Origin of the sequence: Promicromonospora thailandica (genome assembly GCF_024171955.1) — a bacterium.
Taxonomy (GTDB): Bacteria; Actinomycetota; Actinomycetes; order Actinomycetales; family Cellulomonadaceae; genus Promicromonospora; species Promicromonospora thailandica.
The window spans coordinates 278,375-299,266 of record NZ_JAMTCS010000004.1; the positions used below are offsets into that span (position 1 = coordinate 278,375).

A 20,892-nucleotide genomic window follows, 5' to 3' on the forward strand; every position below is an offset into this window, starting at 1 on the left:
TCAGCCCGCGTGAACGGTCTTCAGGGCGTCGCGGTAGGTGCGACCCTTGTAGGTGCCGCACGTCGGGCAGGCCGTGTGCGGCAGCTTGTTGCCCTGGCACTGCGGGCAGGTGGTGAGGGTCGCTGCGGTGGTCTTCCACTGCGAGCGACGCGCACGGGTGTTGCTGCGCGACATCTTGCGCTTCGGAACAGCCACGGCTAGCTCTCTTTCGTCTCGTCCGACACGCTCGTAGATTCGAGCATGCTCTGCAGCGCCGACCAACGAGGGTCGACTACGTCATGGTGATGACCGGGGTCGTCGGCCAGACGCGCTCCGCACTCGGAGCACAGGCCCGGGCAGTCCTCCCGGCACAACGGTTGAAATGGTAGTGCAGTCACGACCGAATCCCGAAGCGGAGGCTCCAGGTCGGCCAGATCGTCCTCCAGGACGGACTCCTCGTCCTGGACCTCGTCGTCCCCCGCCTCGGCCGACGCGGCGGCCTTGTCGGGGTAGGCGAACAGCTCCGTGACGTCGACGACGGTCTCGTAGGAGATCGGGTCGAGGCAGCGGCTGCACTCCCCCTGGACCGTGCCGCGGACCGTCCCGGAGACCAGGACGCCCTCCATCACGGCCTCGAGCCGGAGATCCAGCTCCAGGTCGGAACCCTCGGGGATGCCGATGACGGCCGTGCCGAGGTCGGCAGGCGCCTGCACGGTCGCGGTGTGCGTCCGTGACGTTCCGGGACGCCGAGACAGCTCGTGCGTGTCGAGCACGAGCGGCGAGTTCGGTTCGCGGGAAATGGCAGGCTCCGAGGAAGACGGGTGTCCGGGTGGACGAGGAAGGGGGTGGACCGGCGCTCAACCTCACGCCAGGGACCAAAAGGTAATCCTACGACATCGGCGCGGCCTCGCGCGCGCCCGTACGAGTGACAGCCCTCACGGGCCGCGGCGGCTAGCGGCCGAGCGCCGCCCGCAGCGCGGCGGGCACCCCCGCCGGCACCAGGTCCTCGACGGGGCCGCCGTGCCGCGCGATGTCCTTGACCAGGGACGACGCCACGTGGGCGAACCGCTGGTCACCCGGCAGGAAGATCGTCTCGACGCCCGACAGGTGCCGGTTCATCAGCGCCATCGGCTGCTCGGCGTCGAAGTCGCCCCCGCCACGCAGGCCCTTGACGACGGCGACCGCCCCGATCTCCCGGCAGAAGTCCACGAGCAGGCCGGGTACGACGGCGACCCGCACGCGCTCCATGACGGGCTCGTCCCGGGCGAGGTCCCGCACCGCGGCGCGCACGAGCTCCGCGCGCGTCTCCAGGTCGAGCAGCCCGGACTTGCCGGGGTTCTTCGCGATGCCGACCACGACGTCGTCGAACAGCGTGGCGGCGCGGCGCACGACGTCGAGGTGGCCGAGGGTGATGGGGTCGAACGACCCGGGGCAGACGACGGTGGTCACGCGCTCACGCTATCCGACGCGGGGTCGGGTTCGGCCGGCTCCGCGTAGTAGACCGCCGTCTCGCCGTAGTCCTTGCGCGCGAACCGCGTCAGGCCCGCGGGCCAGGCCGGTTCCGGCGTGCGGGTGGACCGCTCGACGACGACGACGGCGCCGTCGGCCAGCACCCCCGGCGCGGCGAGGTGCCCCAGGACCACGGCGAGCGCCTCCTCACCGAGGTCGTACGGCGGGTCGAGGAACACGAGGTCGAGCGCCGTGCCCTCCGCCGTGCCCCCCGCCGTTCCGCCGAGGCCGGCCGCGAACCGCTCGGCGGTGTCGGTGACCACCCGCACGCCGGCCAGCCCGAGGGTCGTGACGTTCCGGCGCGCGACGTCGGTCGCGGGCCGGGCGCTGTCGACGAGCGTCACGGCCGCGGCGCCGCGGCTGGCTGCCTCCAGGCCGAGGGCACCCGAGCCGGCATAGAGGTCGAGCACCCGGGCGCCGTCGAGCACGTCGAGGTGCTCCAGGCGGGAGAAGACGGCCTCGCGGACCCGGTCGCTGGTGGGTCGGGTCCCCTTGGCGGGCACCGCGATCGACCGCCCGCCGACCACCCCCGCAACGATCCTGCTCACGCCCCGACCCTAACCCGCCCCTGTCGAGTGCTGGACGTTCGCCCTCCCGGCCCGCGAGAAAGGGCGGATGTCCCGCACTCAGCGGGGGGCGGGGCGGGTGGCTATGCGGGCCACGACCGGCAGGTGGTCGCTGCCGGTGCGGGGCAGGGCGCGCACGTCGGTGACGGTCAGGCCGCGGGCCAGCACGTGGTCGATCTGCACCACCGGGAACTGCGCCGGGTAGGTGAGCTCGAAGCCCCGCACGGGCGCGGTGACCTGGTGCGTGAGGGGCGCGATCGCGTCGTCGGCGAGGACGGCGTTGAGGTCGCCCGCCACGAGCACGTCCCGGTTCTGCTCGCCGGCCACGACGTCCGCGAGGCGGAGGGCGCTGCCGTCCCGCAGCTCGGTCTCGAAGCCGCCGCTGCCGAAGCGGACCGACGGGAGGTGCGCCACGAAGAGCGCGATCCGCGCGTCGTCCCGCTCGAGCACCACGCGCAGGCAGCGGTCCCAGGTGGCCTCGACGCCCACGGGGCGGAGGTCGACGTCGGACGCGTCGCGCAGCGGATAGCGCGACCAGACGCCGACCGTGCCCTGGGTCTCGTGGTGCGGCAGCTGCTCGGCGAACGCCTCGGTGTACCGCCCGGCGGTCTCCTGGGTGACCTCGGTGAGGGTCACGACGTCGGGGTGGGCGGCGAGCAGCACGTCGGCCGTGCCGGCCACGTCGGTGTTGGTGTCGCTCGCGTTGTGCTGGACCACGGTCAGGTCGCCGGGCGCCGGGTCGGCCGGGCGCAGCTGCGGCAGGAACACCCAGATCCAGGCGGCGAGCGGCAGCAGCACGGCGAGGACCGCGAGCGCCGAGCGCCGCAGCAGGGCGGCGAGGATGCCGAGCGGCACGGCGAGCCCGAGCCAGGGCAGGAACGTCTGGACGAGGCTGCCAAGGTTTCCCCAGCGGTTCGGCACGTACTCGTGCGCCACAAGGAGAACGGCGACCAGCACCGATCCCAGGGCCAGCAGCCTGCCGCGCTGCCACGCGGTCTTGCCGGGCCTGCTGCTGTGGATCGCATGCCTCGCGTCGACCGTCATCGGCGGGGACTCTATCGGTTGCCCGTGCCGGACGTAAGGAGCGGGTCATCCCTTTCACCCGGTCCTCACGTGTGGTCATGTCCGCTCCAGGAACTCCTCCTGGTCCTCGTCGAGCTGGGCCCGGATTGCGGCGGCGAGCTCGGGGAACTCGGCCAGGTCGGGCGAGGCCCGCACGACGTCGTTCGCCGCGGTGCGCGCCTCCTCGATCAGGCCGGCGTCCTTGACCACCCGGAGCAGGCGCAGCGAGCTGGCCCGCCCGGACTGCGCGGCGCCGAGCACGTCGCCCTCGCTGCGCAGCTCGAGGTCGAGGTTGGCGAGCTCGAAGCCGTCGGTGGTGCGGGTCATGGCCTCCAGCCGGGCGAAGGCGGGGGTGCCGGGCTCGGCGTCGGACACGAGGAGGCACAGGCCGGGGTCGGTGCCGCGGCCGACGCGCCCGCGGAGCTGGTGGAGCTGGGAGATGCCGAACCGGTCGGCGTCGAAGATGACCATGGCGGTGGCCTCGGGGACGTCCACGCCGACCTCGACCACGGTGGTCGAGACGAGCACGGGTGCCTCGCCGGAGGCGAACCGGGCCATGGCGGCGTCCTTCTGGTCGGGCGGCATCTGCCCGTGCAGGACGCCGACCTCGACTCCGGCCAGCTCGGGCCGCCCCCGGAGCTCCTCGACGACCTCGAGCACGGCGCGCAGCGGCGTGCGCTCGGCGCCGGAGCCCGGGTCGGCGGCATCGCCGAGGTCGAGGAACTCGGGCACGTCGTCGAAGTCGGCGCCCGCGGTGCGCCGCGGGCCCGCCGCGTCCTCGTCGGGGTGGATGCGCGCGCACACGACGTACGCGCGGCGTCCGGCGTCGACCTCCTCGCGGACCCGGGCCCAGGTGCGGTCGGTCCAGCGGACGTTGCCCGCGGGCACGGCGACGGTGGTGATGCCCGCGCGGCCGGCCGGCACCTCGGTGAGGGACGACGTCTCCAGGTCGCCGAAGACCGTCATCGCGACGGTGCGCGGGATGGGCGTGGCGGTCATGACCAGCAGGTGGGGCGACACGCGCCCCTTGGCGCGCAGCGCGTCCCGCTGCTCGACGCCGAACCGGTGCTGCTCGTCGACGACGACGAGGCCGAGGTCGGCGAACTGCACCTGCTCCGACAGCAGCGCGTGCGTGCCGACGACGATGCCCGCCTCGCCGCTCGCGGCCTGCAGCAGGGCCTCCTTGCGGGCCTTGGCGCCGAGCGAGCCCGTGAGCAGCGCGACCCGGGTGCTCGCGCCGCTGCGCTCGGACCCGAACAGCGTGCCGCCCTCGGCCAGCGGCCCGAGCAGGCTCCGCAGGGTGCGGGCGTGCTGCGCCGCGAGCACCTCCGTGGGGGCCAGCAGCGCGGCCTGACCGCCGGCGTCGACCACCTGGAGCATGGCGCGCAGGGCCACCACCGTCTTGCCGCTGCCCACCTCGCCCTGCAGCAGGCGGTGCATGGGGCGCGGGTCGGCCAGCTCGGCGGCGATCTCGGCACCGACCGCGCGCTGCCCGTCGGTGAGCGTGAACGGCAGCGACGCGTCGAACTCGGCCAGCAGGCCGGGCGTGCCCGCGGGCAGCGGCGGGCGCGCGGTGGCGTCCTCCGCGGCGGTGCGGGCCCGGCGCTGGGCCAGCGCCACCTGCAGCACGAACGCCTCCTCGAACCGCATGCGGTGCCGCGCGCGGTAGGCCTCCTCCAGGGTCGCGGGCCGGTGCAGGCTGCGCAGCGCCGCGGCCCGGCCGGGCAGGCGCTGGGCCTCGCGCACCCCGTCCGGCACGGGGTCGGGCACGTCGTCGTCGGTCAGCGTGTCCAGGACGACGCGCAGCGCGCCCTGGATCTTCCAGCTCGGGATGCCCGCGGCCGCCGGGTAGATCGGGATGGGCTTGGTGGCGTGCTCCAGCAGGGCCTCGTCGCTGTCGAGGTCGGCCTCCTCACCCATCAGCGTGAAGTCCGGGTGCGTGAGCTGGCGTGTGCCGCGGTACAGGCCCACGGTGCCCGTGAACAGGCCCGTGGCGCCCGGCACCAGGCGCTTCTCGTGGCTGTAGAGCGAGCCGCGGTGCTTGCCGAAGAAGGTGAGCGACAGACGGCTGCTGCCGTCGGTGACCACGACCTCCATGAGCGCACCCTTGCGGTTGCGCATGGGCCGCACGGTCGCCTGCTCGACCCGGGCCAGGATCGTGACGTGCTCGCCCACCTGGAGCGCCGCGATGTCCTCCAGGGCGCCCGGGTCGGCGTACCGGCGCGGGTAGTGGCCCAGCAGGTCGCCCACGGTACGCAGGCCGAGCTTGCCCAGGGCGGTCGCGGTGCGCTTGTCGAAGGCGCGCTCCAGCCGCTCGTCGGTCCGCGCGGTCATGCCTCCCCCTCCACGCCCAGGTGCACCTCGTCGCCCGGCCTGCCCGTCGGCAGCACCACGAGCTCGGCCTCGGGCGCCCGCTCGGCCAGCACCGCGGCGAGCCGCCCGGGCAGGTCGGCCGGGACGTCCGTGTCCAGCAGGGCCGTCACGACGGTGGTGCCGGGCCCCGCCGCGGCACGCAGGGCCTCGGCGGCACCCGCACCGCGTGCGGTCGTGACGGCGAGGCCCGCGAACGCCTCGGCGACGACGCCCGGGGCGTCGACCGGCTCCGCGGGGTCGTCAGCGTGCGGCACGCCGAGCGGCAGCACGGTGCCGAGGGCGGCGAGCGCCACCACGGCGTGCACGTCGGACGGCGTCACCACGGCCACCACCTCGTCCACGTCGGACGGCGAACCGGTACCGGCGGCCGCCGTGTCCGCGGGCCCGGGCACCACCGCGCCCGGGGCGCCCGGCGCCGCCGCCTCCGGGCCGAGGTACAGCACCCGGCGCGCGCCCGTGGACGCGGCCGCCCGCCCGACGTCGTCCGTCGTCAGCGGCTCGACCACGCTGCCGATGCCGCCCGTGAGCAGCACGACGGCGCCCGCGTGCGCCAGCTCCGCCGCGGGCGCGGGCGCGGACGTCGCGACGACGACGCCCCACTCGTGCCGGCCCACCGCCTCCAGGTGCCGCACGTGCACCTGGGACAGCGAGCCCGACCGGGCCGCCTCGGCCGCGACGGCGAGCGCCTCGTCGAGCCGGTCGGTGTGGACGTGGCCCTGCCAGACGGCCGCGCCCGTCCCGGTGTCCCCGCCGACCACGACCACGGAGTCGCCCACCGCGGCGAGCGCGGCCCGCAGCCCGGCGGCCACCGGTTCGGCGGCGTCGCCGCCCGGCCCGGCGAGCACGAACATGAGCTCCAGCGCGCCCGGTCCGGTGCCGTGCGACGCGCCGGCGTCCGGCACGTCGTCCGGCGAGAGGTCCGGCGGCGCCGCGCCGTCGAGGAGCTGGTCCAGGTTCACGGGGTCCATGCTGCCGCCCACCACTGACACCCCGCCCGGCGGAGAGCCCGCAGAGCCCGCGCCGCTCCCGTCCGCGACGGCCGCGACCAGCGCGTCGAGCACGAGCACCAGGCCCAGCGCCCCGGCGTCGAGCACGCCCGCGGTGCGCAGCACGTCGAGCTCCTCCCGGCTCGCCCGCGCGGCGGTGCGGGCGGCGGCCGCCGCGGCGGCCACGACACGGCCGTCGGGACCGGCGGCGTCCGGACCCGCCTCGGCCGCCCGGGCCGCGGCCGCCGCGGCGTCGGCGGCCGTGAGGATGGTGCCCTCGGCGGGCCGCTCGACCGCGGACCGGGCGGAGGTCGCGGCGCGCGTGAGCAGGTCGGCCGCGGTGCCGCCGTGCCGGGCGGCGACCGCCAGGCCGCGCAGCCACTCGCTGAGGATCACGCCGGAGTTGCCACGCGCACCCAGCAGGGCCGCGCGCGCGAGCACCGCCAGCAGCCGCGGCCCCGCGGTGTCGCCGGGGGCGGCCTCGACGGCTCGCAGCCCCTCGCGCAGGGTCAGGTAGAGGTTGGTGCCGGTGTCGGCATCCGCCACCGGGAACACGTTGACGCGGTCGATCGCGGCGCGCTCGCGGCGCAAAGCGGTCGCCGCGCCCCGGGTCCAGGCGCGCACCACGGCCGCGTCGTCGAGACGGACGCCCGCGGGGGACGGCTCCGGGCCGGGACCGGCCGTCCTGCTGCCGCTGTCGACGTCGGTCACGCTCGGCCCTCCTGGGTGTCCACGGGAAACGGATCCCACCGTACCCAGCGGCCACGACGCTCGCGTGCGCCCGTCCACAGGCCGCGCCGGTCGCGGCGACCGGTGTGACGCACGACGTGACCGCTACGGTTTGAGGGGGTGGCCCGCGATCGGGTACTCTGTCGAAGTTGCCTGGTACGCCGAGAAGCGTTGTCCGCTCCGAGGCCGTCCGGGCGTCCCCCTCAGACCATCATCACGTCGTGCTGTCGTTATGCACAGGCGTGCACGACATTCAGGAGACACCGTGGCTGCCAACTGCGACGTCTGCGGCAAGGGCCCGGGCTTCGGGCACAGCGTTTCGCACTCCCACATCCGCACCAAGCGCCGCTGGAACCCGAACATCCAGCGCGTCCGCGCGATCGTGGGCGGGACCCCCAAGCGCGTCAACGTGTGCACCTCCTGCCTCAAGGCCGGCAAGGTCACGCGCAAGGTCTCGGCCTGACGCTGCCGCAGCCGGGTCGCTGACGCGATCCGACAGTATTCGTTCGACGACGCCCGCCGGGTCACCTGGCGGGCGTCTTCGTCGTTCCCGTACTCTGTAAACCCGGCCCAAAGAAGTGGTTGCGCCGGCCTTCACAGGGTGAAAAGGTGAGGTCATGATGGCACCGGAAGATGTGACCATCCGCCCAGCAACGACGACCGACGCCGAGGCCATCGCTCGTGTCGACATCGCATCCTGGCGTGGTGCTTACTCAGAGATCCTGTCCGACTCCTACCTGGCTTCGCTGGACGTGGCGGAGCGTGCCGGCCAGTGGACCGCGGCCGTCTCCGCGCGCGACACGACCGTGCTCGTCGCCGAGGACGAGCGCGGCCCGGTCGGCTTCACCAGCGTGGGCCCGTCGCGTGACGAGGACGCCGAACCCGGCGACCTCGAGATCTACGCGATCTACCTGCACCCCCGTGCCTGGGGCACCGGCGTGGCGCGCGACCTGATGCGCACCGCCCTGGACGGCCTCGCCCCCGGCACGGTCGTGAGCCTCTGGATCCTGGAGGGCAACGACCGCGCGCAGCACTTCTACCGGCGTCACGGCTTCCAGCCCGACGGCACCGAACGCATCGACGAGATCGGCGGCCGCCCGCTGAAGCAGCTCCGCTTCCGCAAGGGCTGACACCGGGCCGCCCGGGCCGTCACGCCCGGAAGTGGTCCCAGCCCGGCGTCACGGCGGGCGCCGCGCCACCGATGGTGACGCGCGCCGCCGGGGCCGACTCACCCGCCTCCAGCACCCGGCCGACGGCGGACCAGCCCGCGGGCAGCGCCGTCCCGGCCGGGAAGGTCGCGAGCAGGCCGTGGTCCTCTCCCCCGGACCAGACCCACGTGTCGGTGAGGCCGTCGATGTCGGCGCGCCCCGGCCCCCAGCCGGGGTCGCCGAGCCCGGCCGCCGCCGCCACGGCGCGGGCCGCGGAGCGCAGCGTGTCCCGGTCCGCGGCGAACGCGGCGGGGTCGAGGTCGATCCGGACGCCGCTCGCCCGGGCGACCCGCCCGGCGTCGCGCAGCAGGCCGTCGGAGACGTCGAGCATCGCCGTGGCCCCCGCCACGGCGGCCGCGGTGCCCGCGGCCAGGGGTGGGTCGGGCCGCAGGTGCGCCGCGACGAGCCGTTCCCACGCGTCCTCCAGCACCACGCCGTCGGCCACCTCGAGCGGAACTGCCGCCAGCGGGGCCCGCACCAGCCCGGCCTCCAGGAGCGCCAGCCCGGCCGCCGACCAGCCGCGGACCCCGGCGTGCGCCACGACGTCGCCGGGCCGCGCCCCCGACCGGAGCACGGGCGCCCGGCCCTCGAGGTCACCGTGCACGGTGATGCTCACCACGAGCAGCGGCCCGCCCGCCAGGTCGCCGCCGACGGCACCCGCACCGACGGGCGCGCAGCCGTCGGCCAGGCCCCGGGCGAGCCCCGTCACCCAGTCGAGCTCGGTCTCGCCCGGCACCACGAGCGAGGTCACCAGCGCCGTCGGACGCGCGCCCATGGCCGCGACGTCGGCGAGGTTCTGCGCGGCGGCGCGCCGCCCGACGTCGTACCCCGTGGACCAGCGGGTGCGGAAGTGGCGGTCCTCGACCAGCACGTCGGTCGAGACGACGTACCGCCCGTCGGGGGCCGCGAGGACGGCGGCGTCGTCCCCCGGCCCGACCAGCGTGCTGCTGCCGCGCGGCAGCAGGGGCACGATGCGGTCGAGGATCTGCTCCTCGGAGAGGTCACGGACGAGGGTCACGGGTAGACCCTAGGTGACCGGGGCGCGAGCGCACCGCCGGAGCCAGGCACGGGGCAGGCACGGGACGGGCGCGATCGCGGGCGGGTAACGTGTCTCCGTGCTTCCTGCCCGATTCGTCACCACACCGACCGCCGCCGCTCTCGTGATCCTGGCGCTGGCCGGGTGCGCACGGACCATCGGCGTGGAGGTCGCGCCGCACGCCGCGGAGCCCGAGTGCGCGGACGTCATGCTCGCCGTCCCCGACGAGCTCGGCACCGACCTGCCGAAGGTGCGGACCAGCTCCCAGGCCACGGCGGCCTGGGGCGAGCCCGGAGCCGCCGTCACCATGCGGTGCGGCGTCGAGCAGATCGGCCCGTCGGCGGACTGCCAGCAGGTGGACTCCGGCGACGGGACCACCGTCGACTGGATCGTGACCACCGACGACGCGGGCACGTGGTCGTTCGTCACCTACGGCCGGGACCCCGCCGTCGAGGTGCTCGTGCCGCCCGCGGTCACCGAGGACCACTCGACGTCGTTCATCGCGGATCTCGCCCAGGCCGTGTCCCAGGTACCTGCCACGAAGGAGTGTCAGTGAGCCCGATCACCGAAGAGGCCCCGACCGTCCAGTCCCGGCGCGAGCGCCTGCGCGACGAGCTGCGCCGCGACGTGCTCGCCGCCGCGCGGCACCAGCTCGCCGGCCAGCACGGGCTGAGCAAGCTCACCATGGCGGCCGTCGCCAAGGAGGTCGGCGTCACGCCGCCCGCGCTGTACCGGCACTTCGAGAACCGGCAGGACGTCATCGCGCAGCTGTGCGTGCTGATCGTCGAGGAGGTGCTGGAGCACCTCCGCGCCGCCGTCGCGCGCCAGGAGCCGGGCGACGTCGCGGCGGCCCTGGTGGCCTCGACCCGCGCCTCGCTCGACTGGGCCGTGCGCAACCCCGCCGAGTTCGACCTGGTCATCGGGTCGGGCATCCGCTCGGAGCTGCCCGACGGCACGGCGAGCCACGAGCTGCAGCGGCGCATGTCGGAGATGGTCGGCGGCCACTACGTGCCGCTGTTCCGCACGCTCGCGGCCGACGGCGTGCCGCACCCCGCCGACGACGAGATCGCGCCCGCGCTGGCCGAGCAGGTGCGGCAGTACCGCGACGCCGTGGGCGGACCGGACCTGCCGCTCGGCGTCGCCTACCTCATGGTCACCGCCTGGCGGCAGGTCTACGGCCTGCAGTGCATGGCCGTGTACGGACACCAGGAGTTCGCGTTCGGCGACCACGTGGCGCTGCACGAGGACATGGTCGCGGCGCTCCTGGGGCAGATGGGCCTGGACCCGCACCCGACGGTCCGCTGAGCATCAGCGCACCATCGAGTCCTTGCCCGCCTCCAGCGTGTGGAGCTGGTCCGCGTTGGAGATGAGCTGCACCGTGCCGCGGTAGGAGATCGACGGGTCCTTCATCGCGGCGCTCACCAGCTCGGCCAGCGCCGCGAGGTGCCGGTCGTCGTGCGCGCAGATGCGGTGCACGTGCTGCGACGCCGTGACCATCTGCAGGGCGTACACCGGGTACCGCCACACGGGCTTCCAGAACGGGGTCTGCTGCCAGAGGCGGGCCGCGGGCCAGGCCAGCCCGGCGCAGCCCATGGCGAGGGCCGCCTCCCACGGGATGCCGTCCGCGCCCGCCATCCGGAGCAGCAGCACCACGACCGCGACGATGGCGAACGGGTACGCCACCTGGTTCGCCCACGCCCCGATCGGCTGCGGCCGGGCCACGGTGATCACCTCGAGCCGCATGACGTTGCTCAGCGCGAAGGACGTGAGCCCGATGGTGAGCACCCCGTTCGCGACCCGTACCTCACGCACCGCGTACCGGTAGCGCGGCTCGCCCAGCATCCTGCCTCCTCAGCACCCGCGCCGGACCGTCCCGGCGCTGGTGAGAGGCAGGGTACAGCCGATCAGCGCAGGCCGGTGGGCCGTTCGAGGGCGAGCTGCACGAGCTCGTCGATCAGCTCGGGATAGCTCACCCCGGAGGCCTCCCACATGCGCGGGTACATCGAGAACCGCGTGAAGCCCGGCATGGTGTTGATCTCGTTGACGACCACGCGCTCGTCCGGCGTGACGAACACGTCCACGCGGGCCAGCCCTTCGGCGTCGACCGCCTCGAACGTGCGCACGGCGACCTCCTGGACCTCCTTGACCAGGTGGTCCGGCAGGTCGGCGGGGCAGGTCAGCTCCGCCTTGGACTCGTCGAAGTACTTGGCCTCGTAGTCGTAGACGCCGTGCTTGGACTCGTCGGTCACCCGGATCTCGCCCGGCAGCGACGCCCGCGCGCGGGCACCGCCGCGCCCGCCGAGCACGGAGCACTCGATCTCGCGGCCCTCGACGCCCGCCTCGACCATGACCTTCGGGTCGTGCCGGCGGGCCTCCTCGACGGCGGCGGGCAGGTCGTCGAGCGAGTCCACCCGGGTGACGCCCAGCGACGACCCGGCGCGGGCCGGCTTGACGAACACGGGCAGCCCGAGCGCCTCCACGGCGCGCAGCACGTCGGCCCGGCGCCGGTCCCAGTCGCCCGGCCTGATGACCGTGTACTCGCCGATCGGCAGGCCCTGGCCGGCGAGCACCAGCTTCATGAACTGCTTGTCCATGCCGACGGCGGACGCCAGCACGCCCGAGCCCACGTACCGCACGTCGGCCAGCTCGAGCAGCCCCTGGAGCGTCCCGTCCTCGCCGTACGGGCCGTGCAGCAGCGGCAGGACGACGTCGACGTCCGCCAGCGCGGACGGCACCTGACCCGGCTCCAGCACCCGGAGCGTGGAGACGCCCACGGTCAGCGGCAGCACCACCTCGCCGGCGGACTCCGGGACCTGCGGCGCCCGCCCGTCGGTGATGGCCCAGCGCTCCGGCTCGTCGGCGGCGATGACCCACTGGCCCTTCTGGGTGATGCCCACGGGCACCACCTCGTACCGCGTCCGGTCGATCGCGCCCAGCACCCCGCCGGCCGTGGCCACGGAGATGCCGTGCTCGCCGGACCGGCCGCCGAACAGGACGACGACGCGCGTACGGCGCGGGGCAGAGGTGGGTTCCATGTGCTGCGGCATCGGTCCCGACACTACCGGACCACTACCCCGCCGCCCGGAGATCCTTGCGCAGGATCTTGCCGGACGCCGACTTCGGCACCGCCTCGATGAACTCCACGGCCCGCACCTTCTTGTACGGCGCCACCTGCTCGGCGACGAACTCCATGACGTCGCGCGCGGTCAGCGTCGCGCCCGGCGCCGTCACCACGTACGCCTTGGGCACCTCGCCGGCCTCCTCGTCGGGCAGGCCGATCACCGCCGCGTCGGCGATCCCGGGGTGCGACAGCAGCAGCGCCTCCAGCTCGGCGGGCGGCACCTGGTAGCCCTTGTACTTGATGAGCTCCTTGAGCCGGTCCACCACGCGGAAGACACCGTCGGCGTCGACCGTGACGATGTCGCCGGTGTGCAGGAACCCGTCGGGCTCCAGCGTCTCCGCGGTGGCCTGCGGGTTGCCGAGGTAGCCGACCATGACATTCGGCCCGCGGCACAGCAGCTCGCCCGCCCCGGAGACGCCCTCGGCGGGCTGCTGGATCTCCGTGCCCGTGGCCGGGTCGACGATCCGCGCCTCCATGCCGGCCACGAGCAGGCCGACGGTGCCGGGCGAGATGTCGGGGCGGTCCACGGGGATGACGTGCGAGACCGGCGACATCTCGGTCATGCCGTACCCCTGCAGCACCCGCACGTCCAGCCGGTCCCGGACCGCCGCGGCGAGCTTCTCGTCGAGCGGCGCGGCACCCGACAGCACGGCCCGCACGCTGGACGTGTCGTGCTCGGCCACCAGCGGGTGCTTGGCGAGCGCGAGCGCGATGGGCGGGGCCACGAACAGGAACGTCGCCCGGTGCTCCTGGATCACGCCGAGGTACTGCGCGAGGTCGAACCGCGGCAGGGTGACGAGCCGCGCCCGGGTGCGCAGGGCCAGGTTCAGCAGCACGGTCATGCCGTAGATGTGGAAGAACGGCAGCACGCACGGCACCACGTCGTCGCGGCCCACGCCGATCAGCAGGGACTGCTCCACGTTCGCCACGAGGTTGGTGTGCGTGAGCATGACGCCCTTGGGCCGGCCCGTGGTGCCCGACGAGTAGGGCAGCACCGCGAGGTGCGTCGCCGGGTCGAACGACACGTCGGGCGCGGGGTGCGGATCGGCGAGCAGGTCGGCCAGCGAGGTGTACCCCTCGGCGCCGTCGAGCACCACCACCTGGTCCGCGGACAGGCCCGCGCCCGTGGCGCCCGCCTCGCCGGCGGCCAGCAGGGGCGACACGGTGACCAGCAGCCGCGCCCCGGAGTCGGCGAGCTGCTTGGTGATCTCGGGGCCGCTGGCCAGGGCGTTGACGGTGGTCACCGTGATCCCCGCACGCAGCAGACCGTGGAACACGGTCACGTAGGCGGGCACGTTCGGCGCGTGCAGGGCCACGACGTCGCCGACGCCGAACCCCCGCGCCGCGACCGCGCCCGCCAGGGTGTCGATCTGCGCCAGGAGGGAGCGGAACGTCGTCGTCGCGCCGCTCACCCCGTCCACCACGGCGACCCGGTCGAGGTCGTCGGGCGCGACGTCGCCGAACAGGTACTCGTGGAGGCTGACGCGCGGGACGTCGACGTCGGGAAGCTGGCTGCGGACCACCATGGTCGGTCTCCTCGGGCTCGGTCGCCGGACCTCGTCGTCCGGCACACAGAGCATTGTGGCGGCAGACGGCGCCGTGCGCACGGACCCGCGCGCCCGGCCGCCGTCGTCCGGGGGACCTCAGGCGCGGAAGGCCGCCAGCAGCACCGGCACGAGCCTGCGCCACGACGGCGCGGCCGCGTACCAGGTCAGCGCGCGGCCCGTGGCGGTGCCGCTGCGCGAGCCGCTGAACCACGGCGGCTTCGGGAACAGGGACAGCTCGCCGCGCAGCACGCTGCGCGGGAACGGCCGGAACGGCCCGGTCACGACGCTGCGCTCCGGCCCGGCCAGCAGGTGCCCGTTGTGCACCACGCCCACGCCGGAGCCGACGTCGGCGGGCGTGTGGCCCGGGAACGCGCCCCACGTGGCGCCCGGCAGCAGGAAGCCGACGCCGGTCCACGCGTTGATCGCGACGCAGCCGTACCGCAGGGCGGCGATCGCGCCGTCGAACTCCACACCCATCGCCCGGCGGTCCCGCGGCGCCACCACCACGTTGGCGCCCAGCGTGCCGGACAGGGAGTCGTTGGCGAAGGCGACGGCGGCGCGCAGGAACTCCGCGCCCTGGCCGGGCACCTCGGTCCACGCCAGCACGGGCGCGAAGTACTCGTCGGAGCAGGCCGCGTCGCCCGCCTCGACTCTGGTCAGCAGGCGGCCCGCGAGGTGCTCCGCCCGGGGGTGGGCATCCTGCGCGCGGGTGATCTTGGCGGCCGTGCCCGGGTACCAGGGGTCGCGTGCGGGCATCCGCGCGAGCGCGGCGCGCAGCTCGGCGAGGAACTCGTCCTTCTGGGCCCAGTCCGCCGACAGCACGACCACCTGCCCGGCCACGCAGTTGTGCCCCGCGTTGTGCAGGCGCATCGAGACGAGGTGCTCGGCCTGGAACCGCAGGTCGGCGGCGCTCCACCGCCCCGGCACCACGATCATGGGGGCGACGCCGCCCAGCTCGCTCGTGATCGGCACCGTGAGCCGCGGGTCGCCGGCGGCACGGCGGCGGTCGGCCTCCTCGCCGGTGCCCCACACGATGGCGTCGTGCGTGGCCGCGGCGCCCGTGATGTGCACTTTGTCGATGCCGCTGTGCTGCGTGAGGTAGGCGCCGACCTCGCCGTCGCCCGTGACCACCCGGACCACGCCCGCCTCGATCAGCGGGGCGAGCGCCGCGTGGTAGACCTCCAGCAGGCCGCCGAACGTGGGGTTGAGCTTGACCAGGGAGGCGCGGTTGTGGGCGACCAGCTCGTAGAACGCGTCGAGCGGGGCGATCGACGAGATGTTCCCGGCACCCAGCACCAGGCCGACGCCGCCGTACCGCCCCACCGCACCCGCCTCGAGGCCGGCCTCCCGCCGCACCTGGTCCGCGCTGACGCCCGGCGGCATCCACACCTCCGCCCGGAAGCCGTTGAACAGCACCCACTCCTGGAGGGTGCGGGGCAGCACGCGCACCGCGACGCGGCTGCCGGGGGCCGCACCGATGTGCAGGCCGTCGACCGGCGACCGGCCCGCCGCGAGCGCCTCGTAGGAGCGGGCGTAGGCGGCGGCACTCTCGAGGGCGCCGTACGGCCCGGTCATCCACTCCTCGCCCGCGTACGGGTCGGACTGCGCGACGTTCTTGGCCTCGGCTGCCGCGGCGGCCCACCGGGGGGCCACGCGGGCGACGGCGGCGTGCACCCGGCGGAACAGCGCGGCGCGCTCGGCGACCGGCGTCTGCGCCCACCGTTCGGCGCCTACCTTGAGCTCCTCGACGGCGCGGTCGAGGTCCCGCCGGGTGGTGGCCTGGGTGTCGGTCACGCTCATCTGCTGTCTCCTTCGACCGCGGGGGGTGTCGCCCCACCCCTCATTGACCCGTGCTGCAATAGCTCCTGTCACCCAGCCTAGGGTGCGGCACGGGCCGGAGGCGAGGGCCGTCACAGTCCCAGGTGTGAAAACCGGCTCCCCGGGGGGCGAAACCGGAGATAGCCTCATGGGGTGACTTTTCTCCTGTCCGACGAGCTGCTCGCCGGCATGCGCGACCGCGCCGGCGAGTACGACCGTGACAACGCCTTCTTCGCCGAGGACCTGGCGGACCTCCAGGCCGCGGGCTACCTCGCGGCCATGGTGCCCGCCGGCCTCGGCGGCGGGGGCCGCACGCTGCGTGAGACCGCGCGGGAGCAGGCGCGCCTGGCCGCGCACGCCCCGGCGACGGCGCTGGCCGTGAACATGCACCAGGTGTGGGTGGGCGTGGGCCGCTACCTGCACGAGCGCGGCGACTCGTCCCTGGACTGGCTGCTGCGCGAGGCCGCAGCGGGCGAGGTGTTCGGCTTCGGCTACTCGGAGCCGGGCAACGACCTGGTGCTGCTGGGGTCCAGGACCGAGGCGCGGCCCGACGGCGCCGGCGGGTTCACGTTCCACGGCAGGAAGATCTTCACCTCGAACTCCCCCGCGTGGACGCGGCTCGGCGTGCTGGGCCTGGAGCCGGGCGGCAAGGGAAGCGAGGGCCGCCTGGTGCACGCCTTCGTCACGCGCGACGGCGGCGGCTTCGAGATCCTCGACGACTGGGACACGATCGGCATGCGCGCCTCGCAGTCGCGCACCACGGTGCTCGACGGCGCGCACGCGCCCGCCGCGCGGGTCATGCGCCTGCTGCCGCCGGGGCCCACCCTGGACCCGTACGTGCTGGGCATCTTCACGTCGTTCGAGGTGCTGCTCTCGGCGGTGTACGCGGGCATCGCCGACCGGGCGCTGGAGCTCGCCGTCGACGCCGCACGCAAGCGCACCTCCATGAAGACCGGCAGGGCCCGGGCGCAGGACCCCGACGTGCGGCGCCGGATCGCCGCCATGGCGCTGACCCAGGACAGCACGTGGCTGCAGATCGACGGGATCACGCAGGACCTGGACGCGTCGGCGGCCGACCCCGCGCTGGACCGGGGCGCCGGATGGTTCCGGGCGACCGCGGGCCTCAAGGTGCGCGTCACGGAGGCGGCGCGCGAGGTCGTGGACCAGGCGATCCGGGTCTCGGGCGGCGCCACCTACTTCAACGGCGCGGAGCTCGGCCGGCTGTACCGCGACGTGCTGGCCGGGATCTTCCACCCGTCCAGCGACGACTCGGCGCACGCGACCGTGGCGCAGTCCCTGCTGGGCCCGCTGGACGACTAGCGGCGCAGGGCCTGGTCCAGGTCGGCCCAGAGGTCCTCGACGTCCTCGATGCCGACCGACAGGCGCAGCAGGTCCTCGGGCACGGTCGTGGCCTCGGTGCCCCAGCGGCGGCGACGCTCCAGCATCGACTCCACGCCGCCCAGCGAGGTGGCCGGGAGCCACAGCCGGACGGCGTCGACCACGGCGTCGGCCCGGGCCACCTCGCCGGTGCCCGCGCGGGGTGCCGGCCGGACGCCGAGGATCGCGCCGTACCCGTTCATCTGCGCCGTCGCGCGCTCGTGCCCGGGGTCGCCGGGCAGCGACGGGTGCCGCACCTCGGCCACCTCGGGGTGCTCCGCGAGCCGGCGGGCCAGCTCGGCGGCGTTGGCCTGGGCTCGCTCGAAGCGCAGCGCCAGGGTGCGCAGCCCGCGCAGGGCGAGCCACGTCTCGAACGGCCCGGCGATGGCTCCGTGCAGCGTCCGGTGGTCGCGCAGGGTCGTGGCCAGGGCGGCGTCCCGCGTGACGAGCGCGCCGAGCACCACGTCGGAGTGGCCCGCCAGGTACTTGGTCACCGAGTGGAGCACCACGTCGGCGCCGTGCTCCAGCGGGCGCTGGCCCAGCGGCGTCGCGAACGTGTTGTCGACCACGGAGCGCACGCCCTTCGCACGGGCCGCGCCGAGCACCGCGGGCAGGTCGGCCACCTCGAGCATGGGGTTGGTGGGCGACTCCGCGAGGAGCAGGTCGGCGCCGTCCAGCGCGGCCACGACGGCGTCGGTGTCCGCGATGTCGACGTACCGCAGGGTCACGCCGTGCCGCTCGGAGACCTGCCGGGCCAGCACCATGCCCGCCTGGTAGGCATGCCGCGGCAGCACGAGCGTGCCGCCGTCGGGCACGAGCGAGAAGACGGCGGCGATCGCCGCCATCCCGGACGAGAAGAGGATCGAGGAGCCACCCTCCAGCGCGCCCAGCGCCTCCTCGAAGGGGTGCCAGGCGTCGTTGTCCCCGCGCGCGTACGACAGCTCGTCCGGGGTGACGACGCCGCGCGACACGTAGGTCGAGTTCATCGGCACAGACGGGTTGACGTGCCCGCCCTGCTCGCGTGCCGGCCGGCCGGCGGCGACGGCGAGCGTGGCGGGGGCGAGGGCGCCGGGCGCCCCGGGCTCAGCGGTGGTGCTCATGCCCGGGAGGATACGACCGCCCCGCGCGCGGCGCCCCGCCCGTCCGCCACGTGTCAGGCCCCGCGTGCGTCGAGGCGGGCCCGGCGGACCACCAGCGACATGAGGGCGGCGCCCGCGCACAGGGCGCCCGCGCCGTACCAGACCAGGTCGTACGAGCCGGTGACGTCACGCACCAGGCCGCCCGCGAACGCCACGACTCCCGCACCGACCTGGTGCGAGGCCAGCACCCAGCCGAACACGATGGGCGCGTCGTCGCCGTAGTGCTCCCGGCACAGGGCCAGCGTGGGCGGCACCGTGGCCACCCAGTCCAGGCCGTAGAACACGATGAAGAAGACCATCGGCAGCTCCACCTGCGGCGCCATGAGCGACGGCAGGAACAGCAGCGCCACGCCGCGCAGCGTGTAGTAGACGCCGAGCAGCAGGCGCGGCGAGTACCGGTCGGTGAGCCAGCCCGACGCGATCGTGCCGATCACGTCCACCACGCCGATCACCGCCAGCAGGCTCGCGGCCACCGTGATCGGCATGCCGTGGTCGTGGGCGCCGGGCACGAAGTGGGTGCGCACCAGCCCGTTCGTCGTCGCGCCGCAGATGGCGAACGCGCCCGCCAGGAGCCAGAACGGGCCGGTACGGGCGGCGTCGAACAGGGCCGTGACCGCGCGGCGGGCCGCGCCGCGCGTCGGCGCGGGCTTGGGTGCGTACGTGCCGCCGTAGGGCGCCAGGCCCAGGTCGGCGGGGTGGTCGCGCAGCAGGAAGAGCACCAGCGGGATCGCCACGAGCGCCGCGATGGCCACCGTGACCGACGCCGGCCGCCACCCCTGGTTCTCCACGATCCACGCGAGCAGCGGCAGGAACACGAGCTGGCCCGACGCCGTCGCCGCCGTCAGCACGCCGCTGACCAGGCCGCGCCGGGCGACGAACCAGCGCCCCGTGACCGTGGCGGTGAACGCGAGCGCCATGCTGCCGCTGCCCACGCCGACCAGGAGGCCCCAGCCGAGCACGAACTGCCAGGGCTCCGACATCCACACGGTCGACAGGGCGCCGCCCGTGATGACGACCAGCGCGACGGTGACGACGGGGCGCATGCCGAACCGGTCCATCAGGGAGGCGGCGAAGGGCGCCGTCAGCCCGTACAGCACCGACTGGAGGCCGACGGCGAAGCCGATGGTGGCGCGCGACCAGCCGAGCTCGGCGTGCAGCGGGTCCACGAACAGGCCGGGCGCGGCCGTGAACGCGGCGGCGCACATGACGGTCACGAAGCTGACCAGGGCCACCCACCAGGCGGGGTGGATGCGGGGCGCGGTGCGCCGCGGAGGCTGGGCGGCGTACGGGTCCGCCGGTGCGGAGGCATCTGTCTGGGTCACGGGATCAGCATGCTGCGCCGTGGCGGCACGAAACAGTGGCCCGAGGGACACACAACGCTAGATTCGGGCCATATGCTGGGGCCATGAACCGGAGCACCCGCCCGCACCGTGTCGCCGTCCTGATCCGGACGGGCTTCATCCCGTTCGAGCTCGGCATCCCGCACCGCATCTTCGGCATCGCGCGCGACGCCGAGCACCGGCCGCTGTACGAAGTGGTGACCTGCACGCCCGGCGGGCCGGGCCTGGTGCGGTCGGACTCCGACGTGCTGGTCCAGGTGGAGCACGGGCCCGAGGCGCTGGAGACGGCCGACACCGTGGTGGTGACGGCGTCGCACACGCCCGGGCCGGACGGCGCGGAGGAGGAGCTCACGCCGGAGCTGGCCGCCGCGCTCGCCCGCATCCGGCCCGGCGCCCGCCTGATGTCGATCTGCACGGGCGCGTTCGTGCTCGCGGCGGCGGGGCTGCTCGACGGCCGCCCCGCCACCACCCACTGGCTGGAGAGCGACCGGTTCCGGCAGCTCTACCCGCGCGTGGCGCTCGACCCGGACGTCCTGTACACCGACGACGGCGACGTGCTGACCTCGGCCGGCGTCGCGTCCGGCGTCGACCTGTGCCTGCACGTGCTGCGGCGGGACCACGGCGCCGCCGTCGCGCAGGAGGTAGCGCGCCGCACCGTGGTGCCGCCGCACCGCGACGGCGGCCAGGCGCAGTACATCCGGCGGCCCGTGTCGATCGAGCGGGTGTTCGAGCGGGAGGCCGAGCGGGCCGACGCCGCCGGGGGCCGCGTCGCGAGCACCGCCGCCGCGCGCAGCTGGGCGCTCGACCGGCTCGACGAGCCGCTGACGCTGTCCGACCTGGCCCGGCACGCCGCGATGTCGGTGCGCACCTTCACGCGCCGGTTCCGCGACGAGACGGGCGAGAGCCCCGCCCAGTGGCTCACGCGCCAGCGGGTCGAGCACGCACGCACGCTGCTGGAGACCACCGAGCTGCCGGTCGAGCAGGTGGCCCGGCGCTGCGGCTTCGGCACGGCGCAGTCGTTGCGCGCCCACGTGCAGGCGGTGCTCGGGGTGACGCCGTCGGCCTACCGTCGCACGTTCCACCGGGCGGCGTGACGCCGCAC

20 protein-coding genes are annotated in these 20,892 nt (G+C 74.9%); 6 read left to right on the plus strand and 14 right to left on the minus strand.

Going from position 1 to position 20,892, the window contains the following annotated elements; genetic code table 11:
• From rpmF to APR03_RS08410, 7 genes are all read right to left on the minus strand, one after another.
• On the minus strand, window positions 1-195 hold the full coding sequence (gene rpmF, locus APR03_RS08380; protein WP_108495103.1) for a 50S ribosomal protein L32: 195 nt from the start codon (window positions 193-195) through the stop codon (window positions 1-3).
• A gap of 2 nt (window positions 196-197) precedes the next feature.
• Window positions 198-752: a YceD family protein gene (locus APR03_RS08385; protein WP_253834579.1), complete on the minus strand. Its 555-nt coding sequence runs from the start codon at window positions 750-752 to the stop codon at window positions 198-200.
• Between the two features lie 178 nt (window positions 753-930).
• Window positions 931-1,428, minus strand: coding sequence for a pantetheine-phosphate adenylyltransferase (gene coaD, locus APR03_RS08390; RefSeq protein WP_253834581.1), 498 nt, complete (start codon window positions 1,426-1,428; stop codon window positions 931-933).
• Entirely contained in the window at window positions 1,425-2,036 is a 612-nt protein-coding gene (rsmD, locus tag APR03_RS08395; RefSeq protein WP_253834586.1) for a 16S rRNA (guanine(966)-N(2))-methyltransferase RsmD, read from the minus strand. The genes coaD and rsmD overlap by 4 nt, the downstream gene beginning before the upstream one ends.
• A gap of 78 nt (window positions 2,037-2,114) precedes the next feature.
• On the minus strand, window positions 2,115-3,098 hold the full coding sequence (locus APR03_RS08400) for an endonuclease/exonuclease/phosphatase family protein (protein WP_253834588.1): 984 nt from the start codon (window positions 3,096-3,098) through the stop codon (window positions 2,115-2,117).
• A gap of 75 nt (window positions 3,099-3,173) precedes the next feature.
• Window positions 3,174-5,450, minus strand: a complete 2,277-nt coding sequence (locus tag APR03_RS08405; protein WP_253834590.1) for an ATP-dependent DNA helicase RecG — start codon at window positions 5,448-5,450, stop codon at window positions 3,174-3,176.
• Window positions 5,447-7,186: a DAK2 domain-containing protein gene (locus APR03_RS08410; RefSeq protein WP_253834592.1), complete on the minus strand. Its 1,740-nt coding sequence runs from the start codon at window positions 7,184-7,186 to the stop codon at window positions 5,447-5,449. The genes APR03_RS08405 and APR03_RS08410 overlap by 4 nt, the downstream gene beginning before the upstream one ends.
• Window positions 7,187-7,469: 283 nt before the next feature.
• Here APR03_RS08410 and rpmB point away from each other — a divergent pair, with 283 nt between their 5' ends.
• A complete protein-coding gene (rpmB, locus tag APR03_RS08415; RefSeq protein ID WP_119143026.1) occupies window positions 7,470-7,667 on the plus strand; it encodes a 50S ribosomal protein L28 in 198 nt (65 codons plus the stop codon).
• A 154-nt stretch (window positions 7,668-7,821) separates the two neighbouring features.
• A complete protein-coding gene (locus APR03_RS08420) occupies window positions 7,822-8,334 on the plus strand; it encodes a GNAT family N-acetyltransferase (protein WP_308216464.1) in 513 nt (170 codons plus the stop codon).
• Between the two features lie 19 nt (window positions 8,335-8,353).
• Here APR03_RS08420 and APR03_RS08425 read toward each other — a convergent pair whose 3' ends face one another.
• Window positions 8,354-9,430, minus strand: a complete 1,077-nt coding sequence (locus APR03_RS08425) for a thiamine-phosphate kinase (protein ID WP_253834594.1) — start codon at window positions 9,428-9,430, stop codon at window positions 8,354-8,356.
• Between the two features lie 97 nt (window positions 9,431-9,527).
• Between APR03_RS08425 and APR03_RS08430 the strand changes: the two genes are divergently transcribed.
• Together APR03_RS08430 and APR03_RS08435 are read left to right on the plus strand one after the other, a co-directional pair.
• Complete coding sequence (locus tag APR03_RS08430; protein ID WP_253834596.1) at window positions 9,528-10,004, plus strand: DUF3515 domain-containing protein; 477 nt, start codon at window positions 9,528-9,530, stop codon at window positions 10,002-10,004.
• Window positions 10,001-10,753, plus strand: a complete 753-nt coding sequence (locus APR03_RS08435) for a TetR/AcrR family transcriptional regulator (protein WP_253834598.1) — start codon at window positions 10,001-10,003, stop codon at window positions 10,751-10,753. The genes APR03_RS08430 and APR03_RS08435 overlap by 4 nt, the downstream gene beginning before the upstream one ends.
• 3 nt (window positions 10,754-10,756) lie before the next feature.
• Here APR03_RS08435 and APR03_RS08440 read toward each other — a convergent pair whose 3' ends face one another.
• From APR03_RS08440 to APR03_RS08455, 4 genes are all read right to left on the minus strand, one after another.
• Complete coding sequence (locus tag APR03_RS08440) at window positions 10,757-11,290, minus strand: DUF6232 family protein (RefSeq protein WP_253834600.1); 534 nt, start codon at window positions 11,288-11,290, stop codon at window positions 10,757-10,759.
• A 62-nt stretch (window positions 11,291-11,352) separates the two neighbouring features.
• Window positions 11,353-12,483 carry a D-alanine--D-alanine ligase family protein gene (locus APR03_RS08445; protein WP_253834602.1) on the minus strand — a complete coding sequence of 377 codons (1,131 nt, stop codon included), beginning with the start codon at window positions 12,481-12,483 and terminating at the stop codon, window positions 11,353-11,355.
• 34 nt (window positions 12,484-12,517) lie between these two features.
• A complete protein-coding gene (locus tag APR03_RS08450) occupies window positions 12,518-14,095 on the minus strand; it encodes an AMP-binding protein (RefSeq protein WP_253834604.1) in 1,578 nt (525 codons plus the stop codon).
• Between the two features lie 117 nt (window positions 14,096-14,212).
• Window positions 14,213-15,916 carry an aldehyde dehydrogenase family protein gene (locus APR03_RS08455; RefSeq protein ID WP_253834606.1) on the minus strand — a complete coding sequence of 568 codons (1,704 nt, stop codon included), beginning with the start codon at window positions 15,914-15,916 and terminating at the stop codon, window positions 14,213-14,215.
• A gap of 207 nt (window positions 15,917-16,123) precedes the next feature.
• On the opposite strand from APR03_RS08455, the gene APR03_RS08460 reads away from it, so the two are divergent.
• Window positions 16,124-17,254: an acyl-CoA dehydrogenase family protein gene (locus tag APR03_RS08460; protein WP_253834784.1), complete on the plus strand. Its 1,131-nt coding sequence runs from the start codon at window positions 16,124-16,126 to the stop codon at window positions 17,252-17,254.
• Here APR03_RS08460 and APR03_RS08465 read toward each other — a convergent pair.
• Window positions 17,251-18,411, minus strand: a complete 1,161-nt coding sequence (locus tag APR03_RS08465) for a trans-sulfuration enzyme family protein (protein ID WP_253834607.1) — start codon at window positions 18,409-18,411, stop codon at window positions 17,251-17,253. The genes APR03_RS08460 and APR03_RS08465 overlap by 4 nt on opposite strands.
• 53 nt (window positions 18,412-18,464) lie before the next feature.
• Window positions 18,465-19,772, minus strand: coding sequence for an MFS transporter (locus tag APR03_RS08470; RefSeq protein WP_253834608.1), 1,308 nt, complete (start codon window positions 19,770-19,772; stop codon window positions 18,465-18,467).
• Window positions 19,773-19,855: 83 nt separating this feature from the next.
• Between APR03_RS08470 and APR03_RS08475 the strand changes: the two genes are divergently transcribed.
• Complete coding sequence (locus APR03_RS08475; protein WP_253834612.1) at window positions 19,856-20,884, plus strand: GlxA family transcriptional regulator; 1,029 nt, start codon at window positions 19,856-19,858, stop codon at window positions 20,882-20,884.
• The last annotated feature ends 8 nt before the right edge of the window (window positions 20,885-20,892 follow it).